General features: G+C 57.2%; 16 protein-coding genes. 13 read left to right on the top strand and 3 right to left on the bottom strand.

Going from position 1 to position 16,335, the window contains the following annotated elements:
- Positions 1 to 21 precede the first annotated feature (21 nt).
- Together phoU and phoB are read left to right on the top strand one after the other, a co-directional pair.
- A complete protein-coding gene (phoU, locus tag AC1Q67_RS22495; protein ID WP_024575848.1) occupies positions 22 to 738 on the top strand; it encodes a phosphate signaling complex protein PhoU in 717 nt (238 codons plus the stop codon).
- A 27-nt stretch (positions 739 to 765) separates the two neighbouring features.
- Complete coding sequence (phoB, locus tag AC1Q67_RS22490; RefSeq protein ID WP_006019438.1) at positions 766 to 1,476, top strand: phosphate regulon transcriptional regulator PhoB; 711 nt, start codon at positions 766 to 768, stop codon at positions 1,474 to 1,476.
- A gap of 63 nt (positions 1,477 to 1,539) precedes the next feature.
- On the opposite strand, the gene arsC is transcribed toward phoB, so the two are convergent.
- Complete coding sequence (arsC, locus tag AC1Q67_RS22485; RefSeq protein ID WP_492237238.1) at positions 1,540 to 1,944, bottom strand: arsenate reductase (glutaredoxin); 405 nt, start codon at positions 1,942 to 1,944, stop codon at positions 1,540 to 1,542.
- Between arsC and AC1Q67_RS22480 the strand changes: the two genes are divergently transcribed.
- The 9 genes from AC1Q67_RS22480 to AC1Q67_RS22440 all read left to right on the top strand — a co-directional run bounded on the left by AC1Q67_RS22480 (position 1,924) and on the right by AC1Q67_RS22440 (position 12,359).
- Positions 1,924 to 3,099 carry a LacI family DNA-binding transcriptional regulator gene (locus tag AC1Q67_RS22480; protein WP_492237239.1) on the top strand — a complete coding sequence of 392 codons (1,176 nt, stop codon included), beginning with the start codon at positions 1,924 to 1,926 and terminating at the stop codon, positions 3,097 to 3,099. The two genes, arsC and AC1Q67_RS22480, sit on opposite strands and share 21 nt — an antisense overlap.
- 147 nt (positions 3,100 to 3,246) lie before the next feature.
- Positions 3,247 to 4,728: an FAD-binding oxidoreductase gene (locus AC1Q67_RS22475; RefSeq protein WP_492237240.1), complete on the top strand. Its 1,482-nt coding sequence runs from the start codon at positions 3,247 to 3,249 to the stop codon at positions 4,726 to 4,728.
- A gap of 38 nt (positions 4,729 to 4,766) precedes the next feature.
- A complete protein-coding gene (gene xylB, locus AC1Q67_RS22470; RefSeq protein ID WP_492237241.1) occupies positions 4,767 to 6,293 on the top strand; it encodes a xylulokinase in 1,527 nt (508 codons plus the stop codon).
- Positions 6,294 to 6,296: 3 nt separating this feature from the next.
- Positions 6,297 to 7,349: an ABC transporter ATP-binding protein gene (locus tag AC1Q67_RS22465; protein ID WP_492237242.1), complete on the top strand. Its 1,053-nt coding sequence runs from the start codon at positions 6,297 to 6,299 to the stop codon at positions 7,347 to 7,349.
- Between the two features lie 59 nt (positions 7,350 to 7,408).
- Positions 7,409 to 8,731, top strand: coding sequence for an ABC transporter substrate-binding protein (locus AC1Q67_RS22460; protein WP_492237243.1), 1,323 nt, complete (start codon positions 7,409 to 7,411; stop codon positions 8,729 to 8,731).
- Positions 8,732 to 8,795: 64 nt separating this feature from the next.
- A complete protein-coding gene (locus tag AC1Q67_RS22455) occupies positions 8,796 to 9,656 on the top strand; it encodes a carbohydrate ABC transporter permease (RefSeq protein ID WP_492237244.1) in 861 nt (286 codons plus the stop codon).
- Positions 9,656 to 10,492: a carbohydrate ABC transporter permease gene (locus AC1Q67_RS22450; RefSeq protein WP_492237245.1), complete on the top strand. Its 837-nt coding sequence runs from the start codon at positions 9,656 to 9,658 to the stop codon at positions 10,490 to 10,492. The genes AC1Q67_RS22455 and AC1Q67_RS22450 overlap by 1 nt, the downstream gene beginning before the upstream one ends.
- A gap of 2 nt (positions 10,493 to 10,494) precedes the next feature.
- Positions 10,495 to 11,271 (top strand): SDR family NAD(P)-dependent oxidoreductase, encoded by a 777-nt coding sequence (locus AC1Q67_RS22445; protein ID WP_492237246.1) that lies wholly within the window; start codon positions 10,495 to 10,497, stop codon positions 11,269 to 11,271.
- Positions 11,268 to 12,359, top strand: a complete 1,092-nt coding sequence (locus AC1Q67_RS22440) for a glycerol dehydrogenase (RefSeq protein ID WP_492237247.1) — start codon at positions 11,268 to 11,270, stop codon at positions 12,357 to 12,359. The genes AC1Q67_RS22445 and AC1Q67_RS22440 overlap by 4 nt, the downstream gene beginning before the upstream one ends.
- Before the next feature lie 81 nt (positions 12,360 to 12,440).
- Here the strand turns inward: AC1Q67_RS22440 and AC1Q67_RS22435 are convergent, their stop codons facing one another.
- Both AC1Q67_RS22435 and AC1Q67_RS22430 read right to left on the bottom strand, forming a co-directional pair.
- Positions 12,441 to 13,550 (bottom strand): LuxR C-terminal-related transcriptional regulator, encoded by a 1,110-nt coding sequence (locus tag AC1Q67_RS22435; protein WP_492237248.1) that lies wholly within the window; start codon positions 13,548 to 13,550, stop codon positions 12,441 to 12,443.
- Between the two features lie 221 nt (positions 13,551 to 13,771).
- Complete coding sequence (locus AC1Q67_RS22430) at positions 13,772 to 14,395, bottom strand: hypothetical protein (protein WP_492237249.1); 624 nt, start codon at positions 14,393 to 14,395, stop codon at positions 13,772 to 13,774.
- 49 nt (positions 14,396 to 14,444) lie between these two features.
- On the opposite strand from AC1Q67_RS22430, the gene AC1Q67_RS22425 reads away from it, so the two are divergent.
- Complete coding sequence (locus tag AC1Q67_RS22425; RefSeq protein WP_492237250.1) at positions 14,445 to 15,014, top strand: hypothetical protein; 570 nt, start codon at positions 14,445 to 14,447, stop codon at positions 15,012 to 15,014.
- A gap of 479 nt (positions 15,015 to 15,493) precedes the next feature.
- Entirely contained in the window at positions 15,494 to 16,288 is a 795-nt protein-coding gene (locus tag AC1Q67_RS22420) for a hypothetical protein (RefSeq protein ID WP_492237251.1), read from the top strand.
- Positions 16,289 to 16,335: the final 47 nt, after the last annotated feature.

The following is a 16,335-nucleotide window of genomic DNA, read 5'->3' as shown; positions in this document are numbered from 1 at the left end:
CATTCGCGGGAGAGACATACCATGGGTTCAGATCATACCGCCAAAGCGTTCGACGACGATCTTCAGGAGCTCAACCGGCTTGTTGCCGAGATGGGCGGCCTGGCTGAACGGCAGATCGTCGATTCCGTAGACGCGTTGATCCGGCGCGATGTCGCGCTGGGCAAGCGTGTTGTCGCCGCCGATCTCGAGATCGACAAGTTGCAGCATCTGATCGAAGAGCGTGCCGTGCTGACCATCGCTCGCCGTCAGCCGATGGCTGTCGACTTGCGCGAAATCGTCAGTTCGATGCGTGTTGCGACCGATCTTGAACGGATCGGGGATCTGTCAAAGAACATAGGCAAGCGCGTCGCAGCGCTCGATAGCGACTTCCATCCGCTGAAGCTGATCCGTGGGCTGGAGCACATGACCGACCTGGTTCAGTCACAGGTCAAGTCGGTGCTCGATGCCTATGCGGCGCACGATCTGCCTGCCGCGATGACCGTCTGGAAGGGCGACGAAGAGGTCGATGCAATCTGCACTTCTCTGTTCCGCGAACTTCTGACCTATATGATGGAAGATCCGCGTAATATCGGTTTCTGTATTCACCTGATGTTCTGCGCCAAGAATATTGAGCGTATCGGCGATCACGCAACCAATATCGCCGAGACGGTTTTCTACATGATCGAAGGCCAGCAAATGCTCGATCAACGTCCTAAGGGCGACATGACGAACTTTGCAACGGCCGCGTCAGGCAGTTAATTTGTACGACGAACTAAAGGACTGGAAATGAGCGCCCGAATTCTTGTGGTCGAAGACGAAGAAGCGTTGACCACGCTGCTTCGCTACAACCTGGATGCCGAGGGCTACGACGTCGAAACAGTCGCGCGCGGCGATGATGCGGATACCCGGCTCAAGGAGCATGTTCCGGATCTTATCGTGCTCGACTGGATGCTTCCGGGTCTCTCGGGGATCGAACTTTGCCGTCGGCTCCGCGCAAGGCCGGAGACCAAGCAGATCCCGATCATCATGCTGACTGCGCGCGGCGAGGAAAGCGAAAGGGTGAGGGGGCTCGCTACCGGAGCAGACGACTATATCGTCAAGCCGTTCTCGGTGCCGGAGCTGCTTGCGCGCGTGAAAGGATTGTTGCGGCGCGCGAGTCCCGAGCGCCTCGCGACGGTTCTAGCCTTCGGCGATATCGAACTTGACCGGGACCGCCGGCGTGTTGCCCGTTCCGGCCGTCCGATCGATCTTGGTCCGACCGAATATCGGCTTCTGGAGTTCTTCCTGGAGCATCCAGGGCGCGTCTTCAGCCGTGAGCAGTTGCTTGACGGCGTGTGGGGCCGTGACATCTATATCGACGAGCGTACGGTGGACGTGCATATCGGCCGCCTCAGGAAACTGCTGAATCTTGGGCGTGAGTCGGATCCGATCCGCACAGTTCGTGGCGCGGGTTATGCGCTCGACGATCGTTTCGCCAAGGCTGATTCACAGAACTGAGCCGCGGGCTAGCTGACCTTCATCTCGCATACGTGAGGTGTCGGTTCAGCCGCCTGCGGGCGGTCAGATCGCGTTGATGACTTCTCCGTCCTCCTTGACGAATCTGCCGATGTGGGGATTGGGCAGAATATCGAGCACCGCCTCCGATGGCCGGCATAGTTTGGTGCTTTTGGGCGTCACGACAATCGGCCTATTGATCAGGATGGGATGTGCGACCATCAGATCGAGAAGTTCGTCATCTGCCCACTTTGGATCGCCGAGCCCAAGTTCGGCATAGGGCGTGCCCTTCTCGCGCAGCAGCGCGCGCACCGAAATTCTCATCGCCGCAGTAAGCTCGAGCAACCTCGCGCGGGTGGGCGGGTGCTTCAGATACTCGATAATCTCCGGCTCGGCTCCGCTTTGCCGGATCATTGCAAGCGTGTTGCGTGACGTTCCGCAATCCGGATTGTGATAGATGGTAACGCTCATGGATGTATCCCGGCTCGCTTATCTGGGCTCTTCGACAGGCTTTGTACGTGGATGGCCGGATGGCGTCGAGCCTATTGGTTGACGGTTGCTTGTTTTATCAAGCCTCCAAGTCTACGCTCGTTGCGCTGGGCATTGCTTGGGATATTGAAATCGATGAGGCCGAGATTAGCCGATGTTGCGCGTATGGCGGGAGTGGACGTATCCACCGCTTCACGCGTGTTGCGCGGCGAGGAAAGCCAGCGCATTCGCCCGGAGACGCGCCAACGGATTCTTGAAAGCGCTCGTAGCCTGGATTATTCGCCGAATACGCTCGCGCAGAGTTTGCGGACCTCGCGCAGTCGAACACTCGGTCTTATCGTTCCCCAGCTCGACAATCCGGTGTTTGCGTCGGCTATTCGCGGTGCCGAAAAATCTTCAGCACGGCATGGCTATTCATTGCTGATCGCTCATAGGGAGTCAGGTGCGACCGACGCTGTGTATCATCGCCTGTCGCACGGCAATCGTGCTGATGGGCTGCTCGTCGCGAGTCTCGACGACGACAGTTTGTTGCGCGAAGAGCTTGAATCCACTCACACGCCTTTCGTCCTGCTGAACCGGCAATTGTCGGGGAGTCCTTATTGCGTCGTGCTGGACAGCCGCGCCGCTGCAGCGATTGCCGTCGATCATCTGGCGCAGATGGGGCACAGGCGGATTGCGCATCTTGCGGGCCGTCCCGGCGGATTCAATGCTGGCGAACGATTGGCCGGCTATCGCGACGGATTGAAGCGGCACGGTATTCCGTTCGATCCGAAACTCGTCGCCGTCGCTGGGTATACTGCGGAGGGTGGAGCGGATGCGATGCGCAGCCTTCTTGCGCTAAAGCCCACGGCTGTTCTTGGTGCGACGCTGGTCACCGCAGCTGGTGCGATGGCGGTGTTGCATGAAGCCGGTCTCCAAATCCCGCGCGACATATCGGTGGTGGGCCTGCACGACGCACCGGTGGCGACGATGCTCTATCCGCAACTGACGTCGGTGAAAATGCCTACGGAAGTGATGGGCGAAATTGCGTCCGATCTTCTGATCGACCTTTTGAATGGCGGTACACCGCAACCCGTCGCGCCATTAGCGCCAGACGGTCTGGTCATCCGCGCTTCCACAGGTCCAGCTCCACGCTGAAATTTTAGCTTGACCACTGGCGTAGTTTATACGACTTTTTGAACAAACGATTGCTCAAGCTACTTGTTCAATCGCCAGAAAACATAATGCGATCAGGGGAGTGCGCCGAGTGAGCGTGGCGAATTTGGCCTCTGAAAAGGGGCTGTCATGACTGCTACCACCATCGCCGCAGTGCGCGAAACGGATCGCGTTGATGAAAGCCTTGTCTCAGCTTTCGGCGCAATTGTTGGCAACGCCAACGTTTTGGCATCGTTCGATCAGCGTCTCGGCTATGCACGCGACCGTCTTCCGTTCGCGGTTTTCCGCGAACGCGCAGGCACGCTCGCCGGAGCGGTGCCGCGCCTGGTTGTGCGTCCAGCGAACGAGGATGAGATCATTCGGATCGTTCAGCTTGCGAAGGCGCGCAACATTCCGATCATTCCCTATGGCAATGGCTCGGGTGTGCTGGGTGGTGCTATTCCGCTCGGCGGCGAAATCATGCTGGACACGCGCCGCCTCGACAAGATTGTCTCGATTAATCCGACCGACGCTATCGTGACCGTGCAGGCGGGCATGAACGGCGCGGAGTTCGAGCGCCAGCTGAATGAAGCGGGATATACATGCGGCCACCTGCCGCAGTCGATTGAGATTTCGACTGTCGGCGGATGGCTGGCATGCCGTGGCGGCGGGCAGGCCAGCAGCCGTTATGGAAAGATCGAAGACATTGTTGTCGGCCTGAAGGCGGTGCTGCCGGATGGTACGCCGTTAGAAGTGCGTCCTGTCGCGCGGCGCTCGGTCGGACCGTCGATCCGCGATCTGATGATCGGCGGTGAGGGCGCTTTCGGTGTTATCACTGAAGCTACGCTGCGAATCTGGAAAAAGCCTGAGATCGAGCGCGGCGTCGTGCTGGCGTTCCCGACGCAGCAAGCGGCCCTGGACTGCGCGCGCCTCATCATGCAGGCAGAGCTGCGCCCGGCTATCGTGCGGCTCTACGATCGGGTCGAGAGCGATGAGCGCACCAAGGACATCGCCTTGTTCAAGACCAAGCCCTACCTGGCGATGATGATGTTCAGTGGCAGTGAGCCGCTGGTTTCGGTCGAGCAGGATATGGCGCTGGGCATCGCCAAGAAACTTGGCGGCGAAATCGGGCCTGATGCTCCTTTCCATCATTGGAAGGAAAACCGCTACGTTGCCTATTCGCAGAAATGGCACGATGCAGGCTATTTCAACGACACCATCGAGGTGACCGGCAACTGGTCAGCGATTCCTGCGATGTATGAATCCATCGGCAATGCCGTGCGGAAGATTCATCCGGGCATCCATTTTGGCGCGCACTGGTCCCACGTCTATCCGGAAGGCGCTTGTCAATATATGACGATCCGTCTGCCGCCGATGGCGGATGAGGTGGCGTTGCCGATTCATGCCAAGCTTTGGGATGCTGTGCAGAAACTGACGTTGGAGCATGGCGGCTCGATCGCGCACCATCACGGCGTGGGCCTCTTCAGAAACCCATGGATGCAGCGCGAACTCGGCGCGGGCCTTGGAGTACTCCAGAAAATCAAGGATGCGCTCGATCCGGGCAATCTTCTGAATCCGGGCAAGCTTGGCTTGCGTGCCAGTCCGAACGCGAAAGACATTCACCTTGATTGAGATGATGCCCAGCTGCGCGGCATTCGGGGAGCGGGCGCATGGCTGTGTCTGATCCCCTCCTCGTCGGCATCGATCTCGGTGCGGGTTCGCTCAAGATCAGCATCATCAAGGGGGATGGTTCGCTGGTGAGTGAGGCGTCCGCACCGGTCGCGACATCGTCGCCGCACCCGGGCTGGAGCGAGCAGAACCCCGATGACTGGTGGCTGGCGGCATGTGACGCACTGCTCCGTGGTTTGAAGGCGTCGCGGCGTCCTGCGTCCGATATCGCCGCGATTTCGTTCTCCGCGGGCGCCCATACGCAGGTGCTTGAGGATGCTGACGGCCAAGTGATCCGTCCCGCGATCTTGTGGAACGACCAGCGCAGCCGCGAGGAGACGCAGCAACTCCGCGACAGGGCTGACGCGCGTATTCTGGAAATCGGGGCCAACCGCGCCAATCCAACCTGGACGCTACCGCAGATGCTGTGGTTGCGTACACACGAGCCGGAAGCGTTTGCACGTGTCAGACGGCTTTACCTTGCCAAGGACTGGCTTCGCGCGCAGTTCACGGGAACGTGGGAAACCGACACCATCGATGCGCTTGGCACCCTGATGCTGGATGCGCAGACAGGCGAGTGGTCCAAAGAGCTGTGCGACATGATCGGCTGGCCGATGGCGACGTTGCCGCCGATCGTCAAGCCGAGCGCCATTGTCGGCAGGGTGACGGCGAAAGCAGCGCAGGCGACGGGTCTTGCAGAAGGCACGCCGGTGGTTTGCGGTACGTCAGATACCGCTGCGGAAACCTTCGGCGCCGGTATGGTCCGTGAGGGCATGGGCGTTGTGAAACTTGCAACGGCTGCCACCGTGAATGTCCTGTCACCGAAGGCGCGGCCGGACTTCTCATTGATCAACTATTACCACGTCGTACCGGATCACTGGTATGTTATCGCCGCCACCAATTCCTGCGCGTCCGCGCACAAATGGCTGCGTGATACATTCTTCCGCCGTGAAGGCGAGGATGGCAGCGCCATATTCGACGCCATGGACGCGCGTGCTGCTGTGGTGCGCCCGGGTTCAGAAGGGCTGTTCTTTCATCCTTATCTTAATGGCGAACGCAGTCCGTACTGGGATCCGCTGTTGCGCGCGGACTTCGTCGGTGCGGGCTTCAATCATGGCGGCGGTCACTTCGTCCGTGCGCTTTATGAAGGCGTCGCGTATTCGTTGCGGGATTGCCTCGAGGTCCTGAAATCCAAGGGGCTTGGGTTCTCGGCGACGCGCTTGACGGGCGGCGGCGCGCGCAGCGCGTTGTGGCGGCAGATCGTAGCGGATGTCCTGAACATCACAGTTGAGCTTCCTGCCGTTGCCGACGCTTCATATGGAGCCGCATTGCTGGCAGGCGTCGGCATTGGTGTGTTCGAGGACGAGCACGCGGCCGCCGGTGTCGTCCAAATCGTGTCCCAGGCGATGCCGGACCCAGCTCGAGCGGCTGTCTACGATCAGGGTTTTCCGATTTACCGCGATATCCAGAAGGCGCTCGCGCCGATCAACCATCGCATCCACGGTTTCGTGGCCGGTCAGAGCAAGTGATGCATGTCAGAGATTAGGCTCGAGAAAGTTCGCAAGGCTTATGGTCCGGTTGTTGCCGTTCACGGCGTCGACTTGACGATTCGCGATGGTGAATTCGTTGTTTTTCTGGGGCCGTCAGGCTGCGGAAAGTCGACGACGCTTCGCATGATGGCCGGCCTTGAGGAAATTACCTCAGGCAGGCTCTTCATTGGCGACCGCGATGTCACTGCGCTGGAGCCAAAGGATCGCAACATCGCGATGGTGTTCCAGAACTACGCGCTGTATCCGCACAAGACGATCTACGAGAACCTCGCCTTCGGCCTCCGGATGCGGAAGATGGAGCCCGCGCAGATCGACATGCGTGTTCAGCGCGCGGCAAAGATGCTGGGCCTTGATGAATTTTTGAAGCGCAAGCCGAAGCAGCTTTCGGGTGGCCAGATGCAGCGCGTTGCACTTGGCCGCGCGCTCGTGCGTGAGCCAGAAGTGTTTCTGCTGGACGAGCCGCTGTCGAATCTGGACGCCAAACTGCGCGTCCGGATGCGAGAGGAAATTGCCCGCCTGCACCAGGAAGTCGGCACCAGCATGGTGTATGTGACCCACGATCAAGTTGAGGCGATGACACTTGCTAATCGCATCGTGATCATGCGCGACGGTCACGTGCAGCAGGTTGGGGCTCCGCTCGAAGTTTACGATCGCCCTGTAAATCTGTTCGTAGCGGGCTTCATTGGCTCGCCGGAAATGAACTTGATCGAAGGACGGGCTACAAGCGGCGTGTTCGAAAGTGGCCAACTTCGGATCAGGCTTCCTGAGCAATACCAGGCAATCAACGAAGATGCCGTGCTTGGCATTCGCCCGGAACATATCGCGCTAGGCGAAGGAGCCGATACGCTCGGATTTGAGGTCGGCGTCATCGAGCAGCTCGGGGCGCAGACCCTCAGCATCGGCGAGGTGAGCGGCGCTCGCCTGCGTATTCTCACCGATCGTGTTGATAACTGGAAATTCGGACAGCGAATTCCCGTACGGCTGCAAGCCGGGCGGCTCCACCTGTTCTCGAAGGCAACGGGACAGCGACTTTAGACGACCAAGAACCAGAACAAGCATTCACAACAGTGAAACTTCTAGGGGAGACAAGGGAAATGGCTAAGGACAAGATATCGAATATCGATCGTCGGACGCTCATCAAGGGTGCGGGTGCCGTTGGCGCAGGTCTTGCTGTCGGCACCCTCGGCGCGCCGGCGGTTTGGGGACAGGGCAAGAAGACCTTGCGTTTCCTCAACACCGAAACGTCGATTGACAGCATTCGTGCGCTGAAGGTTGCTTGTGCCGAATACGAGCGGATGACGGGTACGCAAGTCATCGTCGACTCGGTGCCGCTTGATGATGCCTTCACCAAGGTGACGACCTCTCTGCGCGGCGGCCAGCCTTACGACATTGCGACTTTCGCATTCGTTGGTCACGTTCTGCTGCTGCAGGCAGAAGGTCATCTGATGCCGTTGACCGAACTGACCAGCAAGCACAAGTGGGGACCGAAGATTCTCTTCCCCATCAAGGGGGAGACCTACTGGTATCCCTACGATTACAATCTGGCCTGGGTCTATTATCGCAAGGACCTTTACGAGAAGAAGGGCCTGAGCATTCCCAAGACCTGGGCCGACATGCTCAAGAATTCGCAGGCGCTCAATGAAGACGGCCGCTCGGGCTCGCTGTTTCCGATCGGCAGCAACGGCGCGACCAACTGGCTCTCGCCGGGATTCATGTGGGCTGAGGGCGTCAAGCTGTTCGACGACAAATGGAATGTCGCTATCGACAATGCCGCCAACGCTCCGAAAGTTGCAGCCTATCTCGACTTCTTCGCTGACCTTTACAAGACCATGCCGTCAGGCACCAGCCAGGCGAGCTTCGGTGAAGTTCTGTCGAATTTCTCCTCGGACAAGGTGGGGCACACAGCTTATGCGGGCCGCATCATTGAGGCCCTCGAGCGCACGTCGCCGGCTCTCGCGACCAAGTATGGCATCATGCCGTACATGGACAGCGCCGGAAAAGCGAAGGCAGTTAACCACGGTTATGACGGCTGGGTTGTGCTGAAGACACCGAATTCCAGCGAGTCCATGAAGTTCATGAAATGGTTCACAGAGAACCAGTATATCAACTTCCTGCATACGGCGCCGCTGCACTTCCAGCCGCCTCGTCTCGATGTCTATGAGGACGCTCGCTGGCGAGCTCATCCGCTGATCGAGAAGCACAAGGACGCTGTTGAAACGATGAAGAACTTCATCGTCGACAAGTCGATGATCCTGACGTCCGTGGATACTGAAGGCCCCGTGCCGGATCTGCGTCCCGGCAAGGTATTTGAGGGCTTCGTGATTCCCGAGATGTTGCAAAACCGCATCCTGAAAAATATGCCCGCAGCCGATTGCGTGAAGGCGGCAGGCGACAAGATGCGCAAGCTCACGGCATAAGAAACGCGTGTGCCAACTGCCCGGCCGGATGCTCCCGGCCGGGTTTTTCCACGGAAAGACGAATTTGAGTTCGAAGGCGACGATATACACCTTCCTGGTGATCGGACTTCTCGTGACGCTCGTTTTGATCGTCGCGCCGGTGGCGTATGCCATCAGCCTGAGCTTCTACAAGCTCGACTCGTTTGTCGGTGCGGCCAAGTGGGTCGGTTTCGACAACTACGTTACGATCCTGCAATTGCCAGAGTTCTGGCGGGCGCTCTGGAACGGCATCGTATACTCCCTGGGATCGATCGTCCTTCAGGTGATCCTCGGAATAGGCTTTGCACTGATCCTGAACGAGGTTTTCCCGGGCCGAAACTTTGTGCGCGGCCTCTCCATTCTTCCGTACCTGTTGCCAACGGTCGTTGTCATCCTGACATTCAAGTGGATGGTCGATGGCAGCATTGGCATTATCACCAAGGCCATTGCGGCGATCGGATTGCCACCGGTGAACTGGTTCGAGAGTTCCGGCGCGGCGATGAGTTCAACCATCCTGGTTAGCGTCTGGATGTGGACGCCGTTTGTCACGACGTGCTTCCTCGCGGCGCTTCAAACCATTCCGGTATCTCTTTACGAGGCCGCCAAGGTCGACGGGACGACGGCTGTTCAGCGCTTTTTTCACATCACGCTTCCGATGTTGAAGCCGATCCTGACGGTTGTTGTGCTGCTGCGTGCGATCTGGATGTTCAACAAGTTCGATGTGATCTGGCTGCTCACAAAAGGCGGTCCCGTCGGTTCGACGGAAAATCTTGCCATTCTCTCGTATCGTCACGCCTTCAGTCTGTTCGACATCGGTGGAGGCGCAGCGATTGCCACGATCTCGTTCGCGATCCTGTCAGTAGCTGTGTTCTTCTATTTTCGTATTTTCCCGCTGGAGGATGACTAATGGCCATCACCCGCCGTTCGCTTCCCGCGCGTCTCGGAATCTATATCGCGGCGGCTGTTATAGCCGTTTATTCGGCATTTCCGATCTATTGGATGGTGATTTCAAGCCTGCGCGAGCCGACGAGTCTCTTGAGCCGCGTCTCTTTGCTGCCCGGACCGTTTACGCTTGAATACTATCGAAATCTCCTTGAGCTGACCGATTATCCGACGCACTTCCTGAACAGTGTCATCGTTGCAGTGGTAACCGTTGCCGTAACGATGATCTTCTCGATTATGATTGCTTATGCGGTAACGCGTCAGCGTATTCGCGGCAAGAAGCTGATCGTCGGAGCCATGTTGTATGCCTACATGTTTCCGCCGTTGCTGATCGCGATTCCGATGTTCACGATCTTCGCGCAACTTGGTCTTAGCGATACATTGACCGGGCTCATTGCGTCGCATCTGACGCTGACGCTGCCACTGGGCGTCTGGTTCCTTTGGGGATTCTTCAAGGGAATGCCTTTCGAGCTGGAGGAAGCTGCGATGGTCGATGGATGTACGCGGCTTGGTGCATTTCTGCGGGTCGTTCTGCCGTTGTCGTTGCCGGGACTGATCACGGTTGCGATCTTCTCGTTTTTGCTGTCGTGGACCGACTACACTTTCGCGCTAATCATGATCGGAAGTGATGCGAACAAAACGCTCCCGGTGGGACTTGCCTCGATGGTTGGATCATTCGATCTGCGCTGGGGGGAAATCATGGCGGGATCGACGCTGATAGCGCTGCCATTGTTCGCGGCATTCGCGCTGCTGACGCAGTATTTCATTCAAGGCCTCGGTGCCGGCGCAGTAAAAGGCTAATCATGGATCTTGGACTGAAAGGCAAGGCCGCACTGGTGACCGGCGCGGCAAGAGGTATCGGTAAGGCTGAAGCGCTTGCGCTTGCTGCAGAAGGTTGTTCGATTGCGATCAATGATATCGATCGCGAGGCCGCTGACGCCACGGTCGCCGAATTGCGCGCGAGCGGGACGAAGGCGGTAGCCTGCATCGGCGACGTATCCGAGGAGTCCGGCGCAGAGGCGGTCGTGGGCGAAGCGCATCGCGGTCTCGGTCATCTCGATATTCTGGTGAATAATGCCGGAGCGGGCGGACGCCACCTCGGAAGCCTGGCCGAAAACATGTCCCTCGACGACTGGGATATTATTGTCCGCACCCATCTGCGCAGCACCTTTCTGTGCAGCAAGCACGCAGTTCCGTTAATGCGCGAGGGACGTTTCGGCCGCATCGTGAATACCTCGTCGATGAATGTTACGGGTGGCGGACGTCCTGGCGTGACGAACTATTCGGCTGCGAAAGCAGGGGTTATTGGGTTTACACGGACGCTCGCAAAGGAAGTGGGCAGTGCTGGCATTACCGTGAATGCGATCGCGCCCGGTTATGTCGAGACCGCGCTGATTGCGGGGTTTTCCGCGGAGAAGCGGGCGATCATCGCCGGGCAAAATCCGCTCGGCCGCTTCTGCCAACCAGAGGAGGTGGGTTCGCTGATCGCCTTTTTGTGTTCCACTCAGGCTGCATTTATCAATGGCGCGCTGATCTGCATGGACGGCGGCAAGCGTGATTTTTTCTGGGGTGATCAATGACCATTCGAGCATTCGGTGGCCCGCATCGATACGTTCAGGGCCCCGGCGCTCTGAATGAGCTTGTGACGCTGGCTCCGCTATATGGCCGCCGACCATTCATTGTGGCGGATGTGGCGGTGATCGGCACCCTTCGCAAGCAGCTCGAAACATTGCTCCAGCCATGCACCGACGGCGTGGAGTTCGCTGAGTTCTCGGGAGAATGTTCTGCTGCCCAGATCGACGCGATGACGGCCATGGCGAACGCTGCAAGGGCCGATGTCATCATCGCGATTGGGGGCGGCAAGGCGATCGATACTGCGAAAGGTGTCCGCATCCAGCGAGGCGGAGGCATCATCGTGGTGCCGACGGTGGCCTCGAACGACGCGCCAACCAGCCGGCTTGCAATCATCTACACCGACGATCATGTCCTGAAGGAAGTCAGGCTGATGCCGACGAACCCGGACGTGGTCGTTGTCGACACTTCAATCATCGCGCGTGCACCGCGTCGTTTCTTCGTTGCCGGAATCGGCGATGCGCTCTCCAAGAAATTCGAAGCGGAACAGTGCTTTGGTTCGGGCGGCATGAATTTCTATAAGGCGCGCCCCGCCGCGCTCGCAGTCGCGATTGCCGATCAGTGCTATCGGGTGATTAGGAAGGAAGCGGTTGCATCACTTGCGGCGATTGATCGACAGGCGCCAGACGACGCGTTTGAGAATATTGTGGAAGCGACGATTCTGCTTAGCGGACTCGGTTTTGAAAGCGGGGGCTTATCGATCGCGCATTCGCTGACACGCGGGTTCTCGGCGGTTCCGTCACTCAATGGCGCGCTCCACGGCGAACAGGTGGCATTTGGTCTGTTGACGCAGCTTTGTCTTGAGCAAAGATCGCCTGAATTTCTCGCTGACATGGTTGCCTTCTTTAAGACCATTGGCCTTCCGACCAGCCTGAAGGACCTCGGATTTTTCGGCGACGAGCAGGCTGGTATCCGGACGATCGCTCAGCGGTCGATCGCTGAAGCGCCGTATCTCAGGCAATTTACCGGAACGGTGACCGAGCAAAGCCTGATTGATGCGCTTGGCCAAGCCAACCGCAGCACCGCGTTTCTATAGAGATGCAATCGCAGCCTCTAACGTGCTGCGCTTCGTCGGTATGACCTAGCCTCGGGTTCGATGCAAGCTACCCGACGCGATTCAGGACGACTGAGCGTCCTTAGGGGAGGCGGCACCGGAGTCCAGCCATCTTTGCTCGTTTGTTTTTTCAAAGAAGTCTTTGGTCAGGACGGCAACTTCCGTCCGGTTCCTGACTTTGAGCTTTCGCATGATGTGGCGAAGATGAACCTTAACGGTGTGCTCGCTCATTCCGAGTTCATAGGCAATCTGCTTGTTGGCCATTCCCTGGCAAAGTGCTTCGACAACCATCATCTGCCGTTCTGTCAGAAGTTCGCTCGTTTTTGATGTCGCCGATTGCTTGTTTCTATCAAGCTCCAGGCTGCTGACAGGCACAAACGTGCCGCCAGCTTCCACCAGACGGACGGCTTCAACTGCAACATTGAATGGCAAACTTGTGGGAATGTAACCGCGCGCGCCATTCCGCAAGGCATGCATCACATAGTTGGTGTCGTCTATGTCGGACATGATGACGACAGGAATACTTGCCGCACTTGACTCAAGAAACTGGAGATCGGCAACGCTGGATGATCCGCTGCCATCGACGAAGAATACGATGACCGTCGGGGTGAGGGCGCTTTGTTCGGTAGAATTTCGCCATTCGCAGATATTTGTGAACGCGAAAATGTCGTGGCTTCTGTAAGAAATTTCAAGACAGCGAACAAAGCAGTCTCGAAAGAATGCGCGTGGATGGATCACAACGATTCCTGGCTTCTTCGCAGCAGGCTTGTGGTCTTTCCCGTTTACGCCGTTGAGACGCGTGATCTCATTCGGTTTGGTTTGGGTTTTGGTGTCTGCGCGATGATGCGGTGGGTGAGGATGCGGATCCTGGGAGTTGATCTCGCGTCGAAACACCGATTCTGGGCGGGGACTTGTCTCGCGCTGGATACGTTGGCCATCGGAAGGAGCTAGTGTGAAAAGACGAGCTCTATTCGGCAACGATCGTTTTAGAAGAGATTGCTTGATTGCAAATTGCTGAGAACGATCGCTGGGATGAATCTTGTGCGGCTGAATCGTATTCTGGTTGGCACGAGGTTCTGGAAATTCATTACTAGAAAATTGTTCAGACAAATCGTCCAAAGGTTGGTGTCGTTTACGGAATGAAAGTGAGTATGAATAGCCGTTGATACTCATAATACGCCCCTACTCATTACTTCGGTGGTCGCACGGGCCTTTCCATTTCAAAACGCAATGTTTAGCGGGTCTAATCAATTTGCCTTTAATCCTCAGTATAGTCCCCTTTTTTTGCAATCCTGCAACGTTTTTATGTGAGGGCTCCATCGCGCTGCACAAACTTGCGTTTTGAAAGTTGCCTGCACGTCAAACGTGTCCTGCAACGGGTTCCACAAGGAACTTTAGAGAGGGACTACGCCTGACTCTGCCATCATGTCACGAACGGGAGCTGAAACGTGCGCATCGAAAAAGCGCTCCCACGCAGCTGATACGTCATCCCGCTCTGCGATTGTCCAATCGGCTTCTTGCAGGTCGCGGGGCCGGTCCTGCCATCCTGCCCCGGCGCCGGCAAAGAGGATTGAATTCCCGACAAGCATCGAGCCGAAGGTGAATGCATTCCGGCAGCCGGTTTCAAAATCTCGATTGCATGAGGTGCTCAACAAAAGCACCTCTTCGCCGATTAGGCCGGATCGTATCGTGGTGATGTCTTCCCAAGATCTGGCCTGTACGCGACACAAAGCCTCGCCCTCGATCTTGCCGGCTTCGATCCTGGCCGCGATGGTGATCAACATGACCATGAAGCCGACCATGTATGGGTCCGACCATGTGAGGTCAGATATGCCCCCGAGGCGGTGGCGGCTTTTCTCGACCATGGGCGAGATCACAGCGGTTGCAGCCCTGTGAGCTCTGCGAACTTTGGATAGGTCTAGGGCCCAGCGCCACATGTCGCTGCACTCCGCAATGTCTCCAAAAAGTCTCAGAATGCCAATGCCGCCCTTGTTTTGTTCAAGGACCTGCTGGATCATACATCAATAATCGTGCGGTGCTCCAGACCCGTCAGGAGTGGACCTGTCCATGGTGTCCAGCCGGCTTCCGACAAAGCCCGATTTCGAGGCGCTTGCAGCATCGGCGCCCGCGTCGGCCGATCGCCGCACGCTCATTCTGGCGCTGATCGGTAATCTGGTTTCAAGCTGGACCAATAACGAGAGTCTGTTCATTTACGTTCTCATGCTCCTTCTGCGAACGGATCAGGCATCTGCGGCGCTGACCTTTGCCACGCTTAACACCACGCGCGCACGGCTGGATCTGATTCAGCGTCTGGCGAAGATCACCATCCGGGACCCAAATCTCGAGAAGGCGCTTTCCAAGATCATTGAGCGGTTTAATGAGTCGACCGTTATCCGTAACGAATTCAACCACTGCATGTACATTGTCGACGCGAGCGGTCAGATCACCCACACGCAATCGATGCGCATCGTGCAAACAAAGGATAGTCTTCGGTTCGGTGAAATGAAGCCGATGGATGAAGCGCGGCTGAAAAGCATGGTGAAGGCGACAAAGGACATGACGCGCATCAACCGCGATATCTGGGATTTACTGCCGCGCCTGGAAAGTCATTTGGGTTCGGCCAAACCATCGCCTTGATATGGCTTGGCGCAGTTCCGCGATTACAGGTGAGGCGACGGGTTTTTCGGTGGACAAGCCGCCGAGCTGATTAAATTACTGCTGCGTTCTCGCGGTCCTGCGCTTAGGCTTCTTCTGCTAGCTGTTGCTATGCGCACCGTGATCGCCACAATCCTGACGTGCATGATAATCCACTTGGGTGACCCCTGACTAGTCGAAAGGATTAGCTTGGGGACTCTCGAATGGCTTAGGAGCCGCTGGAATCACATCGATCGGTGACTTTCGCCTAATGCTTAAGACGATTCGTAATGCTCGAATGTGCGGCTATTCCCCGCCTTCTACATAAGCAACGCTGACGATGCGGAGTCTCGCAAATAATTGCGAGGGGATCGCAGTCGGGAGACCGACCTCAACCGCATCGTAGCGCGTTGACGATCGCAGACGTAGAAGATCAGCGATCTTCGAGGCGATGAGATGCTCCTACCCCATAGGAGTTCGTCATGGGTTATCCGAAGCCGAAGAAGAACGATCCGAATCAAGACCAGAAGCAAGACCAGGATCAGAAGCAGGCCAACTTGCAGGGACAGCTTCAGGGACAAGGTCAAGGTCAGGCCCAAGGTCAAGCCCAGCTCGCTGTTCAGTCGCTCGATTCCAAGAGTGACAATAAGAACGGCAACGACAACAGCAACGATAACAAGAACGACAACAAGAACAGCAACACCAACGACAACAAGGTCGACAACAATCTCGACAACAAGGTAAGCAACAAGGCCGACAACAGCGTCGACAACAATGTTGACAACAAGGTCGAGAATACCGTCGACAACAAGGTCAATGTCGCTGTCGATGTGAAGGTTGACCTTGACCTCAAGGCTGACGGTCTGAGCAGCCCGGTTATTGATCTCCACGGGATCAACGATATCCACAACTCGGTGATCATACCGGAAGTGGTGAACCAGACCCTCAACGGCGGGTACAGCAACGCCTTCGATCTCAATCAGATCAACAATCTGGTTGACAATGACCACCTGAGCGATCCGAAGGTTTCGTTCAAGGGCGGCGATGGTGACTTCCATATGGACGCGAAGGCCGAGGGCGGCGACGCCAAGCTGGACTCCAAGATGGGAGATGTCATCGGTGCCAACGCAAGCGGTGCAGTTTCGCACGCCGACGCGGCCCTGACACAAGACGCATTCAACCAGACCATCACACAGGGTGCGAACATCCAGTTCAACAGCATGACCATCCAGGCGGCAGGTCACGATATTCAAGACAGTCACGATCTGCACAGCTAATTGACACAATTAGACCCGCGCGGCTCCGCCGCGCGGGTTTTCCCTGA

It is taken from the genome of Afipia sp. GW823-FHT06G09, from assembly GCF_058794875.1.
Note: the sequence above shows the minus strand (reverse complement) of the source record. Positions and strands in the feature narration are given on the sequence as shown.